The 22,041-nt window shown below is 70.0% G+C and carries 21 protein-coding genes; 13 read left to right on the forward strand and 8 right to left on the reverse strand.

Going from position 1 to position 22,041, the window contains the following annotated elements; all coding sequences use genetic code 11:
• Nucleotides 1-21: 21 nt before the first annotated feature.
• Together ACYU7G_RS10325 and ACYU7G_RS10330 are read right to left on the reverse strand one after the other, a co-directional pair.
• Nucleotides 22-963, reverse strand: a complete 942-nt coding sequence (locus tag ACYU7G_RS10325) for a carbohydrate ABC transporter permease (RefSeq protein ID WP_461107479.1) — start codon at nt 961-963, stop codon at nt 22-24.
• Nucleotides 964-999: 36 nt separating this feature from the next.
• Entirely contained in the window at nt 1,000-2,262 is a 1,263-nt protein-coding gene (locus tag ACYU7G_RS10330; protein ID WP_461107481.1) for an ABC transporter substrate-binding protein, read from the reverse strand.
• Between the two features lie 85 nt (nt 2,263-2,347).
• Between ACYU7G_RS10330 and ACYU7G_RS10335 the strand changes: the two genes are divergently transcribed.
• Entirely contained in the window at nt 2,348-4,759 is a 2,412-nt protein-coding gene (locus tag ACYU7G_RS10335; protein ID WP_461107483.1) for a glycosyl hydrolase family 95 catalytic domain-containing protein, read from the forward strand.
• Between the two features lie 30 nt (nt 4,760-4,789).
• On the opposite strand, the gene ACYU7G_RS10340 is transcribed toward ACYU7G_RS10335, so the two are convergent.
• Complete coding sequence (locus tag ACYU7G_RS10340; protein WP_461107485.1) at nt 4,790-5,839, reverse strand: lipoate--protein ligase family protein; 1,050 nt, start codon at nt 5,837-5,839, stop codon at nt 4,790-4,792.
• Nucleotides 5,840-5,888: 49 nt separating this feature from the next.
• On the reverse strand, nt 5,889-6,335 hold the full coding sequence (locus ACYU7G_RS10345; protein WP_461107487.1) for a globin: 447 nt from the start codon (nt 6,333-6,335) through the stop codon (nt 5,889-5,891).
• Nucleotides 6,336-6,426: 91 nt separating this feature from the next.
• Between ACYU7G_RS10345 and ACYU7G_RS10350 the strand changes: the two genes are divergently transcribed.
• The 4 genes from ACYU7G_RS10350 (at nt 6,427) to ACYU7G_RS10365 (ending at nt 10,059) form a co-directional block, all read left to right on the forward strand.
• Nucleotides 6,427-6,948, forward strand: coding sequence for a SigE family RNA polymerase sigma factor (locus tag ACYU7G_RS10350; RefSeq protein WP_461107489.1), 522 nt, complete (start codon nt 6,427-6,429; stop codon nt 6,946-6,948).
• Nucleotides 6,945-8,873 carry a hypothetical protein gene (locus ACYU7G_RS10355; protein ID WP_461107491.1) on the forward strand — a complete coding sequence of 643 codons (1,929 nt, stop codon included), beginning with the start codon at nt 6,945-6,947 and terminating at the stop codon, nt 8,871-8,873. Before ACYU7G_RS10350 ends, ACYU7G_RS10355 begins: the two co-directional genes overlap by 4 nt.
• Before the next feature lie 153 nt (nt 8,874-9,026).
• Nucleotides 9,027-9,557, forward strand: coding sequence for a hypothetical protein (locus ACYU7G_RS10360; RefSeq protein WP_461107493.1), 531 nt, complete (start codon nt 9,027-9,029; stop codon nt 9,555-9,557).
• Between the two features lie 4 nt (nt 9,558-9,561).
• Entirely contained in the window at nt 9,562-10,059 is a 498-nt protein-coding gene (locus ACYU7G_RS10365; RefSeq protein ID WP_461107495.1) for a SigE family RNA polymerase sigma factor, read from the forward strand.
• A gap of 131 nt (nt 10,060-10,190) precedes the next feature.
• Here the strand turns inward: ACYU7G_RS10365 and ACYU7G_RS10370 are convergent, their stop codons facing one another.
• Nucleotides 10,191-10,643: a VOC family protein gene (locus ACYU7G_RS10370; RefSeq protein ID WP_461107497.1), complete on the reverse strand. Its 453-nt coding sequence runs from the start codon at nt 10,641-10,643 to the stop codon at nt 10,191-10,193.
• A 101-nt stretch (nt 10,644-10,744) separates the two neighbouring features.
• On the opposite strand from ACYU7G_RS10370, the gene ACYU7G_RS10375 reads away from it, so the two are divergent.
• A complete protein-coding gene (locus ACYU7G_RS10375; protein ID WP_461107499.1) occupies nt 10,745-11,770 on the forward strand; it encodes a helix-turn-helix transcriptional regulator in 1,026 nt (341 codons plus the stop codon).
• On the opposite strand, the gene nadC is transcribed toward ACYU7G_RS10375, so the two are convergent.
• Genes nadC through nadA form a run of 3 tightly spaced genes read right to left on the reverse strand, consistent with a single transcriptional unit; the run spans nt 11,721 to nt 15,216 of the window.
• On the reverse strand, nt 11,721-12,590 hold the full coding sequence (gene nadC, locus ACYU7G_RS10380; protein WP_461107501.1) for a carboxylating nicotinate-nucleotide diphosphorylase: 870 nt from the start codon (nt 12,588-12,590) through the stop codon (nt 11,721-11,723). The genes ACYU7G_RS10375 and nadC overlap by 50 nt on opposite strands.
• On the reverse strand, nt 12,587-14,206 hold the full coding sequence (nadB, locus tag ACYU7G_RS10385; RefSeq protein WP_461107503.1) for an L-aspartate oxidase: 1,620 nt from the start codon (nt 14,204-14,206) through the stop codon (nt 12,587-12,589). The genes nadC and nadB overlap by 4 nt, the downstream gene beginning before the upstream one ends.
• Complete coding sequence (gene nadA / locus ACYU7G_RS10390; RefSeq protein WP_461107505.1) at nt 14,203-15,216, reverse strand: quinolinate synthase NadA; 1,014 nt, start codon at nt 15,214-15,216, stop codon at nt 14,203-14,205. Before nadA ends, nadB begins: the two co-directional genes overlap by 4 nt.
• 60 nt (nt 15,217-15,276) lie before the next feature.
• Here nadA and ACYU7G_RS10395 point away from each other — a divergent pair, with 60 nt between their 5' ends.
• The 7 genes from ACYU7G_RS10395 (at nt 15,277) to ACYU7G_RS10425 (ending at nt 22,030) form a co-directional block, all read left to right on the forward strand.
• On the forward strand, nt 15,277-16,005 hold the full coding sequence (locus ACYU7G_RS10395; RefSeq protein ID WP_461107507.1) for an NUDIX hydrolase: 729 nt from the start codon (nt 15,277-15,279) through the stop codon (nt 16,003-16,005).
• A gap of 243 nt (nt 16,006-16,248) precedes the next feature.
• Nucleotides 16,249-16,776, forward strand: coding sequence for a SigE family RNA polymerase sigma factor (locus ACYU7G_RS10400; protein WP_461107509.1), 528 nt, complete (start codon nt 16,249-16,251; stop codon nt 16,774-16,776).
• Nucleotides 16,773-18,803, forward strand: coding sequence for a hypothetical protein (locus ACYU7G_RS10405; protein WP_461107511.1), 2,031 nt, complete (start codon nt 16,773-16,775; stop codon nt 18,801-18,803). Before ACYU7G_RS10400 ends, ACYU7G_RS10405 begins: the two co-directional genes overlap by 4 nt.
• Before the next feature lie 330 nt (nt 18,804-19,133).
• Nucleotides 19,134-20,657, forward strand: coding sequence for a hypothetical protein (locus ACYU7G_RS10410; protein ID WP_461107513.1), 1,524 nt, complete (start codon nt 19,134-19,136; stop codon nt 20,655-20,657).
• Between the two features lie 115 nt (nt 20,658-20,772).
• A complete protein-coding gene (locus ACYU7G_RS10415; protein ID WP_461107515.1) occupies nt 20,773-21,282 on the forward strand; it encodes a SigE family RNA polymerase sigma factor in 510 nt (169 codons plus the stop codon).
• 6 nt (nt 21,283-21,288) lie between these two features.
• Nucleotides 21,289-21,480 (forward strand): hypothetical protein, encoded by a 192-nt coding sequence (locus ACYU7G_RS10420; protein WP_461107517.1) that lies wholly within the window; start codon nt 21,289-21,291, stop codon nt 21,478-21,480.
• Nucleotides 21,481-21,496: 16 nt separating this feature from the next.
• On the forward strand, nt 21,497-22,030 hold the full coding sequence (locus ACYU7G_RS10425) for a nucleoside/nucleotide kinase family protein (RefSeq protein ID WP_461107519.1): 534 nt from the start codon (nt 21,497-21,499) through the stop codon (nt 22,028-22,030).
• The last annotated feature ends 11 nt before the right edge of the window (nt 22,031-22,041 follow it).

Here is a 22,041-nt window from a genome sequence, read left to right on the forward strand (position 1 = left end):
TGGTTTCCTGGGTGGTGGTTATCACTGGGTCACCTTCTTGTCTGCGTTCTGACGGGCCAGCGTGACGCCCAGCCCGAGGACGGCGGTGACGATCAGCAGGATCACCGACTGGGCCGCACCGAAGCCGAGCTTGGCCTGGGCGAAGGAGTCCTTCAGCACCTGGTAGACGATGGTCTGGGTGGAGCCCGCCGGGCCGCCGTCGGTGAGGGCGAGCACGACGTCGTACACCTTCAGCAGGCCCACAAGCGTCAGCACCAGGTTCACGGTGACCACCGGTGCGATCAGGGGGAGGGTGACGTTGCGGAACTGCTGCCAGCGGGTGGCGCCGTCGATGGTGGCGGCCTCGTAGTACTCTGTGGGTACTGACTTGATGCCGGCCAGGTAGAGGATCATGTTGAAGCCGAACTGGGACCACACGATGGTGGCGATGACGCTGGCCTTGGCGTAGTTCACGTCAGTGAGGAACGGGATGGTGTCGAACCCGATCTGTGTCAGCAGGCCGTTGATCACGCCCTGCGGGGCGAGCATCGCGGACCAGATGAACCCGATGATCAGCGAACTGATGATGTAGGGGTAGAAGAAGATGGTCCGAAGCACCGTGTTGGCCCTCCCCGGCGCGGAGATCAGCACCGCGACGGCGAGGCCCAGCACGTTGCAGGCGAACGTTCCCACCAGCGCCACCAGGCCGGTGAACACGGCCGCGTCGATGGTGCGGGGATTGCGGAACGCCTGCTGGTAGTTGTCGAACCCGATGAAGTTCAGGTTCAGGCTGTAGCCGTTCCAGTTGGTGAGGCTGAGCACGAACGCGAGGATCATCGGGACGATGAACATCGCCACGAACACCAGCAGCGCAGGCCCACCCATGAGCATCCCGGGCAGTCGACGGCGCCAGCGCACGGCTGCCGGCACCTTCCGGACGGACTGCGGGTGCCCGGTCCGCGTGGACACAGACGTGGACGTCATGGGGGGCCTCCATCTGGGGGGACTGGGTGGGAGGGGTCAGCTGATGTTTGCGCTGAACCAGGAGTCCATGGCGCTCAGCACGTCGGCGGGAGCCGCGCCCCCGAGCAGCGCCTGGGTCTGCGCGTTGATCTCATCGGAGTAACCGGAGGGGAGGGTGCGTTCGCCGTAGCCCTGACCGGTGGGGGTGTAGTCGGAGGCGGGGGTGTCCGCCACGATCTCGCCCAGCTCGTCGCCCAGCGCTGTGGTCTCGTAGGAGTAGCCGTCGCGGAAGTTGCCGTCCACCTTCAGCTGGTCCACGACGGCGGTCTCGTCGGTGGTGAGGAACTCCACCAGCTGCGCGGCTGCTTCCTGGTGTTCGGAGGACTTCATGATCAGGTACGGGCTGGCGATGTTGGCGCCCATTGCGGGGTTGCTGACGCCGTCGGCGGCGGGGGCCCGGAAGACGCCGATCTCAGGGGCGTCCGGGGTGTTGGCCTCGGTGCCCGCGAACCAGCTGCCCATCGAGTAGATGGCGCTGTTGCCGGCGAGGAAGTTCTGCTCCGCGTCCGGGTACTTCACGCCCAGATCGTCGGTGGGGATGTAGCCCTGGGCCACCCAGTCCGCGTAGCGCTCGACGGAGCTGCCGTAGGTCTGGCTGAACGTGAGTTCGCCGGAGCTCATCTTCGCGAACCAGTCCTCGTTCTCCGCGATGACGGTGGGCAGCCCGATCACTTGGAGGAGGTGGCTGGACATCCAGTCGCCGCCCGTCTGCAGTGGCGTCCAACCGGCGGCCTTCAGTTTCGCGAGCGCGTCGTCGAGCTCGTCGAGGGTGGTGGGCGGGGCGTCGATGCCGGCTTCCTCGAATGCGGCCTTGTTGTAGAACATGAGGCTCTGCAGCTGGATGCCGATGCCCGCCATGTAGTGCTTGCCGTCGATGGAGTACTGCTCGGACAGCGGACCGCTGCTGGCCCACTCGTAGCCGGACAGGTCCACCAGTTCGGGGGCCAGTTCCGTGGTGGGCGGCAGCGACTGGACGATGTCCGGGGCGTCACCCGAGGCCAGCAGGCGGGGGATGGCCGCGGCGACGCCCTCCGCGCCGGGGTTCTGGATGATCACGTCGATCTCGGGGTGGGCAGCCTCGAAGGGCGCCACCAGTTCGTTCCACCACTCCTCGGTGAGGTTGGGCGTGACGTTGACAATCATGCTGAGCTCGGTCTGCTGCCCGGGCTCATCGGGACTGGCCGGCGTGGAGCAGCCGGTGGCGAGCAGGCTGACAGCAGCGATGCCGCCGAGTGCCTTCAGGTAACGCTTTGCGATCATCTTCGATCCTCTCGTGGCCACAACAGTGTGGGTCAGGTGTAACTACGAGGCTACACTAATCGATAATCGTTAGGAAGGACAAGAGGTGGCCACTTCAGAGTTTCCCCGGGACGCCCACACGCTCCGGTACAGCACGCCAGCGGGCTCCTGGGACGAGGCCCTGCCCCTGGGCAACGGCTGGCTCGGGGCGATGGTTTCCGGCGACGTCGCGCGACTGCGGCTGCAGCTCAACGACGACACAGCCTGGTCCGGCTCCCCACTTTCCGAGGAACGTGACCCGGTGGTCTCCCCTGAGGTGGCGCGCGAGGCGCTGGCGACGGCGAGGGCTGCGGTGGCCGTCGGTGACCATGCGGAGGCCGAGCGGCAGGTGCAGCGGCTGCAGCACCGGCACTCCCAGGCCTATCTGCCGTTGGCCGAGCTGGTGCTGGGGGTTTCCGTGTCCGGTGGTGGCAGGGCCGGCGGGGACGGCCAGGTGGCAGGGTTCCGGCGTTCGCTGGATCTGGCCACCGCCACCCATGAGGCGGCCGGGCGGATGGGGCAGGTGACGGTGCGGCACACCACCTGGATCAGCGCACCGCACGGGGTGCTGGTGCATGAGATCAGTGCTGATGCGCCGGTGGACGTCGAATTCGGTCTGGGCACGCCGTTGCGCCTCATCGGGCAGCCGCGGTTCACTGCTGACGGCGAGGGGCAGTTGCTGCTCACGATGCCCACCGACGTCTTCCCGCCACACACTCCGTCGGAGGCGCCCGTCACCTGGGACGGCGGTCTCGCGCTGCGAGGGGCGGTGGCGCTCTCCGTGCGGCATGACGGCAGCGCAGCGGAGTCTCAAGGTGTCCTCCGGATCCTGCAGGCGCGCCGGATCCTGGTGGTGCTGTCTGCTGCCACCACGTTCCAGGGCATCGGCGTCCTGCCTTCCGGGGACGAGCGAGATGCGCTCGCCAAGGCTCGTCAGATGGTCCAGCGCGCCTTGTCAGAGCCTATCGAAAGTGTTCGCGCCGCTCAGGTGAAAGACCATGCGGGGCTGTACCGGCGCGTGGAACTGGACCTCCGGCCCGGCACCGGGGCCGCAGGGGACACCGCCGCACGGCTCAGCGCCATCAACGACGGCGAACGCGCCACCATCGCGCGGGACCCGCAGCTCGCAGCGCTGCTGTTCAACTACGGCCGGTATCTACTGATCTGCTCGTCGCGCCCCGGGACGCTCCCGGCAAACCTGCAGGGCATCTGGAACCAGGAGATCCGGCCACCTTGGAGCTCCAACTACACCACCAACATCAACACCCAGATGAACTACTGGGCCGCGGACGTGGCGGACCTGCCCGAGACCATCGAGCCGCTGTTCGACCTCGTCGACGCCCTCGCCACCCGCGGCACCGAGACTGCCCGCAGGCTCTACGACGCCCCCGGCTGGGTGGCGCACCACAACACCGACGCCTGGGCGTACACCAATCCCGTCGGCCACGGCTCGCACGACGCCAAGTCGGCATTCTGGCCACTCGCCGGTCTCTGGCTGGTGCACCACCACGTCGAACACGCCGGGTTCGTGGAGCCCGGTCCAGCACTGGCCCGCGCATTCCCGCTGCTGCGTTCGGCCGCCGAGTTCGCCCTGCACCTGCTGCAGCCCACATCCGACGGCGGTCTGGGGGTCTCGCCGTCCACGTCACCCGAGAACGAGTTCGTCGGCGCCGACGGCAGCCCGGGGGCGGTGGGGGCGTCGTCGACGGTGGACAACACGCTGGTGCGGATGGTGCTCGAGGACCTGTTGCGGGCCGCCGAGGTCACCGGGGCTCCTGAGGATGAGGTGCTGCGCAGGGCTGGGGCGGCGCTGCGACGCATCCCGGGGGTACCGATCGGCTCCGACGGCGCTGTGGCCGAATGGTTGGCAGACCCCGCCCTGGTTGACCGCGGTCACCGGCATCTCTCACCCCTGCTGTCCGCCTACCCGGGGACAGCGGAGTTGGGGCCGGGCGTGGAGCAGGCGGTGCGCCGGTTCCTCGAGAATCGCGGGGATGAGTCCACCGGGTGGTCCCTCGTGTGGAAACTTGCCCTTCATGCCCGACTGGGGGACAGTGCGGCGGTGGAGCGGCTGCTCGGGCTGGTGTTCAGGGACATGACCACCGACCGGGGAGAGTGGGTGGGCGGTCTCTACCCGAACTTCCTGTGTGCACATCCCCCGTTCCAGATCGACGGCAACCTGGGCTACGTCGCCGCCGTCGCCGAGGCGCTGCTGCAGTCCCACCGCGGCAGGCTCGAGCTGCTTCCGGCCTGGCCCGCCACGCTCGGTCCCGGCCGGGTGCGGGGACTGGTGGCGCGGCCGGGGATCTCGGTGTCCATGCGCTGGGACGTCGAGGCAGGGGAGCCCCGCGTGCGCGAGGCGAGGTTCACCGCGCGCACAACCGCGGCCGTGGGCGCGCACCGGGTCAGGGCCGGCAGCGCCGAGGTGGATCTGGTTCTCCCCGCAGTGGGTGCTGTGGTGGAACTCCGATTCGGCTGAAGGGTCAGGGGCGCGGCCGGCCAGGGGGTGTCAGGGTACGCGGCGGGTCCACTCGTCGTTTGAGAACTTGGTGTTCACCAGTTCCCGCGCGCGGGCGAGTTCGTCATCGGTGTAGGTGCGGCGGCGGGTGTTGTAGCGGCTCTCGAAGGCATGCAGGAACGAGGCGATGATCTCGTCGCGGGGGAGTTGGGTCTGCGAGCGCAGTGGGTCCACGCGCTTGTTGGCGGACTTGGTGCCCTTGTCAGACATCTTCTCCCGGCCGATCCGCAGCACCTCCAGCATCTTGTCCGCGTCGATGTCGTAGCTCATTGTCACGTGGTGCAGCACCGTGCCGCCGGTGAGGCGACGCTGGGCCGCGCCTGCGATCTTGCCCTTGTCGCTGGCGATGTCGTTGAGGGGGACGTAGCGGGCGTTTACCCCGAGGTCGGCCAGCGCCCCCATCACCCACTGGTCCAGGAACTCGTAGCTGTGCTCGAAGCTCAGGCCCTCCACCAGCGACGTCGGCGCCACAAGCGAGTAGGTGACGCAGTTGCCGGGTTCCATGAACATGGCCCCGCCGCCGGTGATGCGGCGCACGACATCGATGCCGTGCCGGGCAGCGCCCTCCTCGTCGATCTCGTTGCGGTAGCTCTGGAACGAGCCGATCACCACCAGGGGCGAGTCCCAGTCCCACAGTCGGAAACTGGGGCCGGAGCGGCCGCGTGCCGCGTCGGTGGCGAGCACCTCGTCGAGCGCGACGTGCATCCGCGGGTCCATCCGGACGGGCTCGATGACGTCGAAGACGTGGTCCTCCCAGCTGGTGGCCCGGCCCAGGGCACGGCGCACCGCGATGCCCACGGCCTCGGCGTCGAAGCCGATCATGTTGGCGCCCGGCCGCAGGTGGGAGGAGACGGCGGTGGCGATGTCGTCGACGGTGGCGGACTCCGGCAGCCCGCGCAGGGCACGGTTGATGTCGTCGAGGGCCTCGTCGGGCTCCAGGAAGAAGTCTCCCGAGACGGCCGCGCGGGTCAGGTAGCCGTCGGCCACCTCCACCTCGACGGCGACGAGCTTCCCACCGGGCACCTTGTACTCACCGCGCATGGCGCGAGCCTACCGCGCGGCAACTCCGGCCACGCGGGGCCCCTCCCGCTCAGGCGAGCGGCAGGCCCGTCGGCAGCGGGCCGGGCATGACCTCGTCGGTGCCGTTGTCGTCGGCGTTGACCATGAAGTGGGCGGCGCGGGTCAGGTAGTCGCGCATCTCGATGTCGTCGATGGGCGACAGCTCGAGGGTGTCGACGGCGGCCAGCATGTGGTGCAGCCAGCGGTCGCGCTGGGTGGGGGTCACCCGGAACGGCGCGTGGCGCATCCGCAGGCGGGGGTGGCCGCGGGTCTCGCCGTAGGTCTTGGGGCCGCCCCAGTACTGCTCGAAGAACAGCAGCAGCCGCTCCTCGGCCGGGCCGAGGTCCTCCTCCGGGTACATCTCGCGCAGGGGCGGGTCCTGCGCCACGCCCTCGTAGAACTTGCGCACCAGTTTCACGAACGTCTCGTGCCCGCCGACGCGTTCGTAGTAGGTCGGGGGCGTTTCCTGCTCACTCACGCCTGCCAGTGTTCCAGACGCGTGCAAAGCTTTGCCCCACAGGTAAACCATCATGGTCCCTGACTGCGTTGTGGGGTGCATGGAGGGTGTCATGACAGCAACACCGGCGACGGTGACGACGCTCGGGTTCGAGCGCTTCGTCTCCGACCGTGGGCGCAGGCTCTGGCGGGCGGCGTGGCTGCTCACCGGGGACTCGCAGCACGCCGAGGACCTGGTGCAGACGGCGTTGGCCAAGTGTTACGGCCGCTACGACGCCATCGGCGACGACGAGGGCTTCGAAGCCTACGTCCGCACCGCCATCTACCGGACCTTCGTGTCCTGGTGGCGGCGGATGAGCTGGCGCAACGAGTCGCCCGCCGAGACGCTCCCCGAGACCGGGACCGCCGGCTCGGGGGAGACCTCGACGCTGCGCCTGGACCTGGTCCGGGCGCTCGAGGGACTGCCGCGCATGCAGCGCGCCGTCCTGGTGCTGCAGTACTTCGAGGACCGCAGCATCGCCGACATCGCCGAACAGCTGGGCATCGCGCCCGGCACCGTCAAGGCACACTCCTCCCGCGGTCGCGCGGCCCTGCGCGACTCAGTACATCTCGCAGACCTTGAGGTGACCCCATGACCGACGACCAGTTCTCCAAGGCGTTCAAGCAGATCGTCCCCGACTCGCCCTCGCCCGAGGGCTGGGCCTCCGGGGCCCTGCGCAAGCGCCGCAACCGCGCCGGCATCGTCGGCGGCACCGTCGGTGTGCTGGCCGTGGCGCTCGCCATCCCGCTGGCCGTGAGCCTGTCCGGGACGCAACTGATGGCCAACCCGGAGCAGGACGCCGCAGAGAACGGCGCGCCGAACCCCGCCGAGCATGCGCCCGAGGACTCCGACGGCGGCTCCCAGCCCGATCCCGGCCTGCCCGGCGCGGCGGCCTGCTTCGACGAGGACGGCGAGCGGGTGCAGCCCACCACCGACGACGTCGAGCTCGAGCCCGGAGCGGTGCGCGCCTGGCTGTGCGGCGACGCGACGGTCTCCAACCCGTTCGGCACCATCGGCCCGCTCGAACCCCTCGAGCAGGGCGTGGACCAGGTGGTCGAGTTCGTGGAGGCCCAGCCGGAACTGGATCTCGCCACCATCACCTGCACCATGGAGTACTCCCTGTCCTACCTCGTGGTCCTCGAGTACCCGGACGGCAGCCTCGCCCACGTCACGGCCGAGACCCACGGGTGCCAGGCCATCATGGTGGGCCAGACCGCCCACTCCGGCGGCGTCGAGTTCCTGGGCCACCTCACCGGGTTGTGGAGTGCGCAGCGCGACTCCGTGAGCGAGCCCGAGCCCGTCGGGACCACACCCGCCTGCCCCGTGCCGAACACGATGCTGGTGCCGAGCCTGGAAGACATCGTCTCCGGCGTGGTCTGTGTCGGTGACCCGGAGACCGGCCAGTACGGCCGATCGCTCCTGGCACCTGAGGACGTCGAACGCGTCGTTGCCGACATCCGCGCCAATGCCGTAGAGGGGGAGGCGTCGGGTTGGGACGCGACGCTTGCGCTGGTCGGCTCCTGGGGCGACTGGCTGCGGCTGGTGGCCTCCGAGGACGGCTCCAGCTACTGGTTCGTCGACGCGGAGGGCACCAGCCGGGTCTGGACGCCGTCGCCCGAGGTGGCCGAACTGCTGGCCGTCGCCGCCGACCACCCGGACATGCCCTCGCAGCCGGGTACCAAGGACCCGGAAATGCCGGTCAACCCTGATCCCACGCAGGTGATCTTCGAGCCCGACGGCTGCGTCGGCGTGCAGGCTGGTGAGCTGATCACCTCCGAACTGCCCGACGGTGTGGTTCCCGCCGATCCGACGGCCGTCTGGCTGTGCGGCAAGGGACTCGACCAGGCCACCGGCCCCGCGGGTCCCCTCGAGCCGCTCGAGGGTGGGGCGGCCCAGAGCGCCGTCGACCTCTACAACGCCCTCGAGGTGCCCGATCCGGACCGGGCCTGCACCGAGGAACTCGGACCGTCCTACTTCGTCGTCCACCAGTACGCCGATGGAACCCGGCTGCCCGTCGAGATCCAGGACTACGGCTGCCGCGTCGTCGCCGCAGGAGCGGACCTGCGCGGTGGTGGCGTCGACTACCTCGACGCACTGGTGGGGCTGTGGAACGAGCAGCGCGAGGCCACCGGAACTCCGACGGAGCGGCCGGCCCCCATCTGCAGCCTCACGTCCGCGATCATCCCGGTGGACGCCGCCGCCGGTTTCAGTGACGCGTTCGCCTGCACCAACATCTTCGACGACGGCCAGGGCGGTGAGCGGGGCGAGGAACGACTCTCGCCCGAGCTGCTCCAGGCCCTGTCCGAGATGCTGGCCACGAGTTCCTTCCCGCTGCCCGCCGACACCCCCTACGTCGTGCCCACCAACGACGCAGTGGTGGCGCTCAACCAGTACGGCGACCCACTGGCGCTGAGCCGCATGGAGGACGGCACCTACGAGTGGCGGGACGGGGACCGGTGGATGGTCTGGGAGCCGCCGAGCGCCGTCGCCGTCGAGCTGGACGAGTTGCTGGCGCGCTGATCCCGGCGCGCTGTCAACCAAACGGGGGCCCGCACTCGTTAGGTTGGGCGACAGGAACCAGTCAGACGCAGAGGTGGCCAGTCCGTGACGGACGAGGAGTTCTCGAAGACACTCAGTAATGCAGTTCCAGCCACCCCCTCCACAGGGGGATGGTTGGACGGCGCGCGCCGGAAACGCCGTCGACGCCAAGGCACCGCGGCAGGGGCGGTGGGCGTCGTCGTGCTCGCGCTGGCGGTCCCGGTGGGGATGAACCTCACCGGTCCGCGGATCGACGCGCTGCCCGCGGACCCGGAGACCGCCCACGCCGTCGCCCTGTGCAACTCGGCGAACGTGCTGGAGCCGGCGGTCGACGTGGCCGGCCCGGAGGCGTTCGCCCGCGGCGCGGTCTGCACCGGCACCGTCCTGGGGGAGGACCCGCAGGAGATCGAACTGCCCGCGGAACTGGTGCGGGAAGTGGCGACGTCGGTGCTGACGGACTCCCGCGCTGACGCGAGCGGTGGCTGGTCCTATGAGGACTCCGCCCTGGTGCTGGCCACCGCTGACGGGGGTGTGGCCGAGCTGTGGCAGATCGTCCTGGGCCCCGGTGAACTGACCTATCTGTGGAAACGTGGTGACCAACTTATGGTCTGGGTGCCCGAATCGCTCGTGGCTTCCCAGCTCCGGGAGTACCTTGGCGTTGAATAGTGCCATGACGCCGGAGGGTGCGATGGTGGACCAACGCGGTCTGGAGCGGTTCATCTCCGACCGCGGCACCAGGCTTTGGCGCGCCGCCTGGCTGCTCGTCGGGGACCACCAGCACGCCGAGGACCTGGTCCAGACCGCATTGAGCAAGTGCTACTTCCGCTACGAGTCGTTCACCGACGACGGCGAGTTCGAGGCCTACGTGCGCACCGCCATCTACCGCACCTTCGTGTCCTGGTGGCGGCGCAAGAGCTGGCGGGGCGAGTTCACCGTCGAGCACCTGCCCGAATCCGGCGACGGCGACGGTGATGCCCCGCTGCGATTGGACGTCCTCCGCGCCCTCGACGAGCTGCCGCGGATGCAGCGCGCCGTGATCATCCTGCAGTACCTGGAGGACCGCAGCGTCAAGGACATCGCCTCGGAGCTCGGCATCACCGTCGGCGCGGTCAAGACGCACTCCAGTCGCGGGCGCGCCGCCCTGCGCCGCTCCGGCCACCTGGCCTGAATCTGGGTAGGTGGCGCGTTCGGCTCCGTCTCCGGTGCCGAACGCGCCAGCCGAGTGCGCCACCCTATTTGAGTGGCGCACTCGGCTCCGTCTCCGGTGCCAAGTGCGCCACCAACGCGGATGGCAACGTGTCAGACCGTGACGCTCAGGCTCCAGGTGACTCCGAAGCGGTCGGTGAGCATCCCGAATCCGGCGCTCCAGGCCGAGGCTGCGAGGGGTTCCACGATCACGGCACCGTCCGCGAGCGCGTCCCAGTGGCCCTGCAACTCCTGCAGCGACTCCGCACCGAGTGACACGAACAGCGCCTGGTCGGTGACGGTGGTGTGGTTCTCGCGGTGGGTCGAGCCGCCGCCGGCGATCCGACCCTCGCTCCGACCGGGGATGTCGTAGGCCATGATCCGGAAGCCGTTCTCCGCTGCCACGAGCCCGAACACCACCTTGTCGGCACCGGGAGCCTCGGCCGGCATTCCGAAATCGGCGTAGGTGTTGATGACGGTGTGGCCGCCGAAGACGGACCGGTAGAACTCCAGCGCCGCACGGGCGTCGCCACGGAAGTTGAGGTGGGTGGTTGTCTGGACTGTCATTTCTGCTCCTTCGTCGAAGCCGGCCCGATCGGCCCGGCGGAGCAAACTCTGGCAGTGGTCCAGGACTGATTCTGTCCTAGATGGTGACTAGTGTCAGGGGTGTGACCACCACCGAGCGACTCCTCAACCTGTTGTCGCTCCTCCAGACGCGACGCGAGTGGCCGGGCCCGGAATTGGCGTCCCGGCTCCGGGTCGGCGACCGCACGGTCCGAAGGGACATCGACCGGCTCCGCGAACTCGGGTACAGCATCCGCGCCACGCTCGGGCCCTACGGCGGGTACCAGCTGGACGCCGGTAGCGAGCTCCCGCCACTGCTGTTCGACGAGGACCAAGCCGTCGCGATCGCCCTCGCCCTGCAGACCGCCCCGGTGATCGGGGCGGGCACCGAGGAGGCGGCAGCCCGGGCCCTCGCAACCATCCGCCAGGTGATGCCGGCGCGGCTGCGCCACCGCCTGGACGCGCTCGAGGTGACGGCGGTCGGGCGGGCCGGCGACCGCGCCCCCATGACCGTCTCCTTCGACGTCCTGGTCACCCTCGCGAATGCCATCCGCGCCCGCGAGGCCCTCCGCTTCGACTACGCTGCCCGGGACGCCGCTCCCGGCAACCAGCCGCCCCTCGCGCCGCGACGCACCGAGCCCTGCCACCTCGTCGCCTCCCATGGGAGGTGGTACCTCCTGGGGTGGGACCTGGACCGCGCGGACTGGCGGCTCTACAGCGTCGACCGCATCCGACCGCGCACCCCCAATGGCCCCCGCTTCGCGCCGCGAGCGGTGCCCGGCGGCGACGTGGGCGAGTTCGTCGCCGCGAGGTTCAAGGGATCGGACGTCAACCAGTGGCCCTGCCGCGGGACGGTCATCCTCGAACTGCCGGCGCGCGAAGTCCTCCCCTTCGCGGGCGACGGCACGGTCATGGCCATCGACGAGCACAGGTGCACGCTGGAGGCCGGCTCCTGGTCCTGGGGAGCGCTGGCCGCGTCGTTCGGCCGCTTCGAGGCTTCGATGGAGGTGGTGGGCCCGCCGGAACTGGCCGCGGCCTTCGAAACCCTGGCGGCGCGCTACCGGAGGACGAGTCGACGAGTCACGGGGCCAGGTCCAGCCCCAGGTCCAGCACCGGCGCCGAGTGGGTGAGCGCACCGACGGCGATGAAGTCGACACCGGTCGCGCCCACCTCGGCGGCCCGCTCCAGGGTGAGCCCGCCGCTGGCCTCGGTGCGCACGCCCGCCGCCCGGCACAGCGCCACGGCCGCGACGGTGTCTTCGAGGTTGAAGTTGTCCAGCAGCACCAGTTCCGCACCGGCGTCGATGGCCTCCCGGATCTGGGTCAGGGTGTCGCACTCCACCTCCACCTCGATCCCCGGCGCGTGCTCCTTCACCGCCCGGTAGGCGGCGGCCACGGACCCGGCCGCGGCCACGTGGTTGTCCTTGATGAGCGCGGCATCCCCGAGCGCCATCCGGTGATTGGCGCCGCCGCCGCAGACGACGGCGTACTTCTGCAGCGCCCGCAGCCCCGGCACGGTCTTGCGGGTGTCCCGCACGACGGCCCCGGTTCCGGCCAGGGCATCGGCCCAGCGGGCGGTGGCGGTCGCCACCCCCGAGAGCTGGCCCAGGAAGTTCAGCAGGGTGCGCTCGGCGGTCAGGAGGCAGCGCAGCGGGCCGACGATGCTGAGCACGACGGCGCCGGCGGCCACGCGCGAGCCGTCGCCCCGCACCACCACCGTCGAGGCCTGCACCCCCATCCGGGCCGCCACCTCCCGCAGGACGGCGGCTGCCACGTGGACCCCGGCGATCGTTCCCGCCTCTCGGGCCACCACGTGCGCGGTGCCCACGGCGTCGGCGCTGACGGTTGCCAGCGTCGTGACGTCGGGGCCCAGACGGAGGTCCTCGTCCAGGGCGACGTCGATGAGCCGGCGAACCTCGTCCGGGTCGACGGCGTTCCAGGGGTCGGTCATGCTGCTGTCCTCTCGGAGCTGACAAGGGATTCGGTGGTGAGGTGGACACGACCGTCCACCAGCGTGGCGACGATCCTGGCCTCCCAGACCGGCGAGGTCTCCGGGAAATCGGAGCGACGGTGCGCGCCGCGGGACTCCGTGCGCTCCACCGCGGCCGCGGCCAGCACCGTCGCCACGGTGTGCAGGTTGGAGGCGGTGAGGGAGGCGTCGTCGATGGGACAGGCGGTGCGCGGCAGGGCCCCGAGTTCCGCGGCGAGTTCGGTCAGGCCCGGTCCCGAGCGGGAGACGAACGCGTGTCTCTGCACCGCTGCCCGGATGGCGGGCAGGGCCTCGGCGGAGTTCCCTGGAGCGGTGGGCCGGGGGATTGCGCGGCCGATCGTGGGCCGGGTGGCGGCCAGCAGCGCACCCACCCGGTCGCCGGCCACCAGGGCCTCCGTGAGCGAGTTCGACGCCAACCGGTTCGCCCCCTGGACGCCGGTCGCCGCCACCTCGCCGACCGCGAACAACCCCGGCACCGACGTCCGCCCGTCCAGGTCCGCGACGACGCCGCCGCACGCGTAGTGCGCCGCCGGGTGGACCGGGATCGGCCGGGTCACCGGGTCGATGCCGCGCTCCCGGCACAGGCGCAGGATGCCGGGGAAGTGCTGCCGCCACTTCGCCTCGCCGAAGCCGGTGGCGTCGAGGAAGGCGTGCGGCTCACCCGTGCGCTCGAGGTGGGCGATGATCGCGGCGGAGACGACGTCGCGCGGGGCCAGGTCGGCCAGCGGGTGCACCCCGGCCATGATCGGGGTGCCCGCGCCGTCGCGCAGGACGGCGCCCTCCCCGCGCACCGCCTCGCTGACCAGGACGCCGCGGCTGGTGGCGGCGTCGTCGGCCAGGACGGTGGGGTGGAACTGCACGAACTCGAGGTCGCGCACCGCCGCCCCCGCGCGGAGGGCCGCGGCCACGCCGTCGCCCGTCGCGCCCGGCGGGTTGCTTGTCACCGGCCAGAGCTGGCCGATGCCGCCGGTGGCCAGCACCACGGCGTCGGCGAGCACCTCCCGGACCGCGCCGTCGGCCTCCAGGAGCCGGACCCCACAGGCCCGGCCAGCCGCGTCGGTGAGGACGTCCAGCAGGCGCGAGTTCTCCCGGACGCTGGTCCGTGAGCCCTCGAGCGCCGACGACAGCGCCGCCCAGAGCGAGCGCTCCACCTCCGCGCCCGAGGCGTCGCCGTCGGCGTGGATGATGCGGCGGGCGCTGTGGCCCCCCTCGAGGTGGAGGTCGATGGCTCCGTTGGCGGTCAGGTCGAACTGGGCGCCGAGGTCGATGAGGCGGAGGATCGCCCCGGGCGCCGCGGCGACCAGCTCCCGCACGGCCGCCTCGTCGCACAGGCCCGCGCCGGCGACGAGCGTGTCGGCGACGTGGGACTCCAGGGTGTCGGACTCGTCCCAGACCGCGGCCAGCCCGCCTTGGGCCCACGCGGTCGCGGAATCGGTGACTGCGCCGCGGGTGACTGCGATGCAGTCGACGTCGGCCGCGGCCAGGTGCAGCAGCGCCGAGAGCCCGGCCGCCCCCGTCCCGACCACCACGACGTCCGTGCGCTCCACCCCGTTGGGGGAGGGTGCCGGGAGCATCATTCGCCACTCCCGGGGTTACCGATGGCCACCATCCGCTCCACCGCCAGACGTGCCCTGGCGGCGATGTCGGCAGGCACGTCCACCTCGTAGCCCCTCGTCAGGGCCGGGTCGCCGAGGCAGGCCTCTAGCTTGGCGGGGGTGTTGAGCTTCATGAACGGGCAGGCGGCCTCGGGGTTCACCGGCTGGAAATCCGTGTTGGGGTTGGCCAGCCGCAGCTGGTGCAGCATCCCCACCTCGGTGGCCACCAGCACCTGCCGTGAGGACTCGCGCCGGGCGGCGTCGAGCATGCCGCCGGTGGACAGGACGTGTGTGCGCTCCTCGGGCAGCTCGCCGGACTCTGCCAGCCACAGCGCGCTGGTGGTGCAGCCACACTCGGGGTGGACGTAGAGGTCCGCCTCGGGGTTGTCGCGGACGGCATCCACCAGGTCCGTGGGGGAGATGTCGGCGTGGACGTGGCACTCGCCGAGCCAGACGTGGATGTTCTTCCGGCCGGTCTGGCGGCGGACGTGGGCGCCGAGGAACTGGTCCGGCAGGAACAGGATCTCCTGGTCCTCGGGGATGGAGCGCACGACGTCGACGGCGTTGGAGCTGGTGCAGCAGACGTCGGTCTCGGCCTTCACCTCGGCGGTGGTGTTGACGTAGCTGACGACGACCGCGCCCGGGTGCTCGGCCTTCCAGGCGCGCAGCTGGTCCGCGTCGATGGTGTCGGCCAGCGAGCAGCCGGCCGCCTGGTCCGGGATCAGGACACGCTTCTCGGGGGAGAGGATCTTCGCGGTCTCGGCCATGAAGTGCACGCCCGCGAACACGATGGTGGAGGCGTCGGAGGTGGCGGCGATCCGGGAGAGTGCCAGCGAGTCACCGACGTGGTGGGCGACGTCCTGGATGATCGGCGACTGGTAGTTGTGCGCCAGGATCACCGCGTCGCGTTCCCGCGCGAGTGCGTGGATGCGCTCCTGCCACGCCGAGATCTCCGCCGGGCTCCAGACTGCCGGGTCAATGGTCAGGGTCATGTCCTGCTCCTTCGGTTATCGCCTATCAGGCTAAAACTGTTTGAACAGTAGCATGCAGCCATGACCTCCAAGAACCCGATCCGCGATGCGGTCGGCGTCCCGCTCTACCGGCACGAGGCGATCGGGGCCGTCCTGCAGGTGCGACGCGACGACGACGCGGGCTCGCCCGCGCGGCTGGCTGTGCTACTGGCGCGGCGGGTCAGCCCGCCGTTCGAGGGGCTGTTCGCCCTACCCAGCGGCCCCGTCGAGCCGGGGGAGACGCTGGAGGAGTCGGTGCTCCGGCACCTCTCGGAGAAGCTCGACGTCGACGGACTCACCCACCTGGAGCAGCTCGGCACCCAGTCCGACCCGGACCGCGACCCCGCCCAGCGCACCATCGCCACCTTCTACCTCGGGCTGGTGCCCACCACGGTGGACCGCGAACTGCCCGCCCACGCTGCGTGGGTGGACGTCGACCACCTGCCCGAGATGGCCTTCGACCATGCCGACGTCGTCGCCGAGGCCGTCGTCCGGCTCCGCGCCAAGCTCAGCTACACCAACCTCGGGTTCGCGCTCATGCCCGCCGAGTTCACCATCGCCGAACTGCGCGACGCCTACGCCGCCGCCCTCGGCTACGACGTCGCCGCCACCAACCTGCAGCGCGTGCTCACCCGCCGCGGCCAGCTGGTCAACACCGGCACCATGTCCGAGCCCGGCTCCAAGGGCGGCCGCCCCGCCCGTCGCTTCCGGTTCCGCGACCCCCACCTCGTGGTTACGGACCCCTTCGCCGTCTTCCGGCCCGACGCCTGATCTCCGCGGGCCGTCCCGTTCGCAAGTGCCTTGCGGAAGGGTTGGTCTACCGACCCTTGCGTAGGACCCTTCCCGTTGGCCCGGCCGACCCAACGCAAGAGACTTGCGAAGGGGTCGGTCTACCGACCCCAAAGCCAGCGACTTGCGTTGGGGACAGCCGCTCGACGCTCATGGTCCGCAATGATTGGCCACAAACTCCTGGGGTGGTGCATCAGAATCGCTGCGCCACCGCGTATGGAGGGCATGGAGGCAGCTGTGGTGGGGATCGCCGGGGACTCGGCCGCCGCGTTCGACCGCTACGTCGACGAGCGCGGCGGCGAGCTGTGGTGGGCCGCCTGGCTGCTGACGGGGGATGAGCAGCACGCTGAGGACCTGGTCCAGACGGCCCTCGCCAAGACTTGGGCCCGCTACCCGACGTTCGACAACGACCGTCACTTCGAGTCCTACGTCCGCACCACCATCTACCGCACCTACGTGTCCTGGTGGCGGCGCCTCAGTTGGCGGCGGGAGGTCCCGGCCGAGATCCACACCGACGCCGTCACCATCGTCGACGACGGCCACGCCCAGCGCGCCGACCTGCTCCGGGCGCTGGCCAAGCTGCCTCGCATGCAGCGGGCCGTGCTGGTGCTGCGCTACTTCGAGGACCGCACCGCCAAGCAGGTCTCCGAGGAACTCGGCATCCCGATGGGCACCGTCGCTTCGCACACCCGACGCGGCCTCGCCTCCCTGCGCCTCTCCGACCATCTCGCGGACCAGGAGGAACCAACATGAACCCCGAAGAGTTCTCCGAAGCCATCGACGACGCCCTCCCGCCCCCGCCCGCCACCAAGGGCTGGGGAGCCATGGCGCGACGGCGGAGCCGCAATCGTCGCGCTGCCGCAGTGACCGGCGTGGTCGGGGCGGTGGCCGTCGCCGTCGTCGCAGTGAGCAGCCAGCTCAGCGGCCAGCCGACGATGACCGCCACACCCGCACCTGCGGACTCCTCACCGCAGGGTCCGACGCCGCTGGTCCCAGAGATCTGTCAGGGGATCCTCGAAGAGCCGTACCAAGAGCTTCCGGACGACGGGCGCATGCCCGAGGGGGCCGAACAGGTCTGGATCTGCGGCGGCAAGGGGCTAGGTCAGTGGGGCGACGTCAACCTCGTCGCGGTTGCGGAGCCACTCACAATGGACGTGGAGGAGGCCGTGGCCGTGTTCAACGCGGAACCGACCGCCACGATGGCCATCGACTGCGACGGCGTGCAGAGCGAGATGTTCGACGTCGTCTATGCCTACCCCGACGGGACGCGCTACGTGGCCCAGACCCATGTGGGGCGTACCCCGGACGTCGGGTGCAACCACGTCTCGGTGGGTGGTTGGCTCCGGTTCGAGCCGCAGGCATTCGTCGCTGATCTCGCCGAGCTGTGGGAGCAACAGCGCGCAGCGCAGGGTGCCGCGTTCGTGCCGGGCGACGACGTCTGCCCGGACGGTGCGTCTGTCTTCGACGTCTCGCCCAAGGACGCCGCCAGCGGCTTCGTCTGCCTGCTGACCGACGACGGCACGGGCGAGGCGGTGCAGATCCGGCTCTCCGATGGCTTGGTCGCCGACATCGCAGCCGAGATCGAGGTGACCGGAGATGGGCCCGAGCCGGGTCTCGAGCGCTCCGCGCCCAGCCTGGTCCTGCAGAACGAGCACGGAGACCCGTTCACCATCTTCGGCACCCCGGAGGGCGGTTACCACTGGTACCCGCCGCGTGACGCCGGCGGCATGCAGACCTGGATCCCGAGCACGGAGATCAGGGACCGGATGCTGGCCGAGATCGACGCGGGCCTGGCCGAGGAACCGGTCGGACCCGCGGACTCACCGTCGCCGACCACCCCGGTCGTAGCCACGACGACGTCCGGAGAACCGGCCGAGTCGCCCACCCGGCCGGAGCCCGACCCGGCAGCCACCGGATCCCCTGACTCGTACACCGAGCAGGAACTCCAGTTCGCTCTTCGGGCGTTGCTGAACAACCTGAACGGGGAGGACCCGGGGGCGTTCATCGTTGTGGTCTCACGGGCGACGTTCCGGGACGCCTGGAACATCGCATCCTCCGACGTGGTCCTTGGCGAGTACCCGCTCCCCGATGATGCCCCCGTCCTGGTGGTCCGCATCAGCGGCCCGGTGGAGGGCTCCTTCAACCGGTTCGACAACACGACCAGTCCGGGAGCGGGCCTCCTCCTGCTCATCGATGCCGCAACAGGAGCAGGGGTAGGTGGGGGCGCGCACTACCTCTTCGACGACGAGGGCAACCCGGGCGGGCCGCCGCCGGTCGATACCTCGATCGAATCGGATGTGATCGACCTGGAGGTCCCCGATACGACGGGGGAGCGTCCTTTGGACCTGCAGGGCCGGGCTGCTCGGGAGTGTCACAGCATCATGACAGACACAGACACATGGAGCCCCGCTCCCACCGACGGCTCCCTTCCCGAAGGGGCCGAGTCGGTGTGGCTATGCCTCGGATTCCTGAGTTTCCAGACTCTGGGCGTGCCGTGGACGGGCTATGGCGTCCTCACGGGGTCTGCCGACCTGACGGCGGCAGCAGTGCAGCAGTACAACAGCCTGCCGGCTACCGGAGATCCCTGTCCGGGCGGCTGGGGAGGCTATGTGGTCTATGACTACCCGGACGGTTCCCGCTACGTGGTTGCGATCCGCGACAAGTCCCAGTTCGAGCCGGGTGGCTGCCTTGGGGTGAACCTGGGTGAGCATGAACGCACTGGGGCGGAGGGGTACGTCACCGAACTGCGGCAGCTCTGGGAGGAAGCGATTGATGCGTAGTGATTCGGAGATGGCCGGGCCGAACCGGAACCCGAGGACGCTGACCTGAGACGGGCATTGACCGAGCTGCCGGCTGGCCGTTGACCCCAGCGCAACAGTGTTGCGTAAGGCGTCGTCTACGGCCCCTGGCGCAACACTGTTGCGCGCGGACCAGCCCGCCAGCCACCAAACCGACCCCGAACCAGCTGATTCAGCCCCCAACCGGCCCGATGGCAACCGAAACGCGTCCCTGCCGCGTGTAGGAGGCAGGAGAGCGGACTGACGCCCCCGGCCGGCCCGCCCTCCGCCGCAGGACACCCCGCCGGCGGCAGGAACCAGTAGGAGGCGACGATGACCGAGAAGGACATCTCCGAGATTCTGAAGAGCAGCGCACCCGGCGCTCCGCGGATGGCGGACCTGGGTGATCGCGTCCGCAAGGGCCACCGTCGCCGTCGCACCATCCAGGTGGCCACGGCCGGTGTGGCCGTGCTGGCGCTGGGTGTCCCTGCCGCGATCCAGCTGAGTTCCGTGCTGGCCGGGCCGGACCGGGCCGAACCGCCCGTCATCAACCCGATGGACCCGTCCGAGACCCCCACGGAGACGCCCGGCCCGGAGCCGACGCAGACCCCCACCGGCCAGGAGGATCCGAACCCGGCCACCACCGTCGCCGATCCGCAGCACCTCCTCCCCGATGCCTGTGAGCAGAACCTCGGCCTGGTGACCCAGACCGATGAGGCCCTCATCCCCGAGGGCGCCACCAAGGTGTGGCTGTGCTCGGGTGACCAGGAACCCAACCCGCCCCAATACGGCGCCCCTGAGCCGCTCGTCGCCAACATCGACGACATCATCCGCGGGCTGAACGCGCAGCCGCTGACCGACTTCCAGGAGCCCTGCGGCCCCGGCGACTTCTTCAACTGGTCCTACATGATGGTCCTCGAGTACCCGGACCGCGAGCCGTTCGTCCTGGGCTCGGAGACCGACCCCTGCATCGGCGTCGTGAACAACGGCACCCAGCAGCGCGGCGACGGCCGCCAGTTCTTCCTGGACGTCCGCGAGCAGTTCTTCATCCAGCGCCAGGAACTCGACTACTCCTACGCCGGCCAGGACATCCTGTGCCCCGACGCGACGTCGATGATGAGCAAGTCGATGTACGACGGCTGGACCCGCGGCGTGGCCTGCGGGGTCGCGCCCGAGGCGGAGAGCATGGACGAGGACGTCATCGCCAAGGGCGTGCCCAATGAGGTGGTGACCCGCATCATCGAGGAGGCGACGGCGAACGCGGAGGTCGCCGAGGCCCACGGCTTCCCGCCCGTGACGCAGACCCTGCAGCTGGCCAACCGCTTCGGTGACCCGTACACGATGTATCGGATGCTCGACGGCTCCTTCCTGATGCCGGAGGGCGCCGGATGGATGACGTGGATGCCGTCGGAGGAACTGGCCTCGGAGTTGGCCACCTACTGGGAGGGCACCCGCACCGAGCCGTTCGACGACGACCCGTTCGTCAGCATCTGCCTCGACCCGGACACCACCTACGTCGACTTCCCCGTGGCCGAGTACGCCCAGTTCGGTGCCTGTGTCACCGACGCCGACGCACAGTACAGCTTCCTGCAGGCCGGCACTGACCAGGGAGCGGTGTGGGCTGAGGAGATCGAGGCAGCCGGCCGTGTGATCACCGTGGAGGAGGAGCCCGATTTCACCGGCAGCTACCTGATGGTGGAGGACGCGGATGGCAGCTTCGCCGTCGTCTACGTCGCCACTGACGGGACGCTGGTCTGGGACACCCCGGAGCGGTCCGAGGCCGACGAGCGAATGGCCGCGACGCCGAGCGAATCGCTCCTCGAATGGATCCGGGAGGTGGGGATCGATGTCCAGTAACGCGATCCGATTCGCGCAACATGTTCCCGCGCCGCGCGGCGGTGCTCCACGGACTGTCGGAACTGCGTGGCAACCTAACGGCAACGCCACAGCGTTGGAACAGCAGGGGGTGGAGATGGCCGAACTGCACGTCGGCGGCGAGGCCGGCTTCGACGGCTTCCTGCGCCAACGCTCCGCCCGCCTGTGGCGTGCCGCGTGGCTCCTCACCGGAGACTCGCAGCACGCCGAGGACCTGGTCCAGACCGCCCTGGTCAAGACCTACGGCAAGTACAAGTCAATGAACGACGACGACCACTTCGAGGCCTACGTGCGCAAGACCATCTACCGCACGTTCTGCTCCTGGTGGCGACGCCGGAGCTGGCGGGGCGAGTTCGCCGTCGCCGAACCCCGGGAGGACTCGGGGCTAAGTGTGGCCGACCCGGAACTCAGCGTCGACGTCGCCCGGGCGCTCGAGGAACTCCCTCGGATGCAGCGCTCGGTGGTGGTCCTTCGTTACTTCGAGGACCGTCCCGTCTCCGAGGTGGCCGAGCTCCTCGGCATCTCGCAGGGAACGGTCAAGTCGTACGCGCACCGCGCGTGCGAGTCCCTGCGGGGATCCCTGCACATCACTTCCCGGGAGGAATGAGGCGCCATGTTCACGTCGCTCGATGCCGCGCGACACCGTCGAACCGAGCGGCCACAGCGCCCCAGCGCGCTGCGGCTGGCCATCCAGGCGGCCCCGGACTCGCGCTCGGCCTTGTTCAACAGACTGCTCCGGGCCGCGACGGTGCTGCTCGCGCTGGTGTCCGCCGCACTCATGGCCGCCGCCGTCCTGCTGCCCTGAGGGCACAATGGTGCGGGTGCACCCAACCCTCAGCTCGCTGCTCGACGCCACCCGCTCCGGCGTGATCGCCGTCGACGGGCCCTCCGGGTCGGGCAAGACCACCTACGCCGACGTCGTCGCCGACGAGTTGGCCGATCGCACCGGAACCCGCCCCCAAGTGGTGCACATGGATGACATCTACCCCGGCTGGGAAGGGCTCGCCGAAGCGGTCGGCCTCGTGACCCGTTGGGTGCTGGAGCCCCTGACCGAAGGCCGCGACGGTGGCTTCCGCCGCTGGGACTGGGTGGCCGGCGAGCGGGGCGAGCTCATCGTCGTCCCGCAGGCCGAGTGGGTCATCCTGGAGGGAGTCGGATCCGGTTCGACGGCCTGCCGACCCCACCTGAGCGCGCTGATCTGGATCGATGCCGACGCAGGCGTGCGCATGCGTCGCGGGATCGAACGCGACGGCGAGGCCTACCGCCCGTTCTGGGAACGGTGGGCACGGCAGGAACAGCAACTCTTCACCCGCGAGGGCACCCGCGCCCACTCGGACCTGGTCATCCAGACGTAGGACTGGTTTCG

Source organism: Tessaracoccus terricola (genome assembly GCF_054776555.1).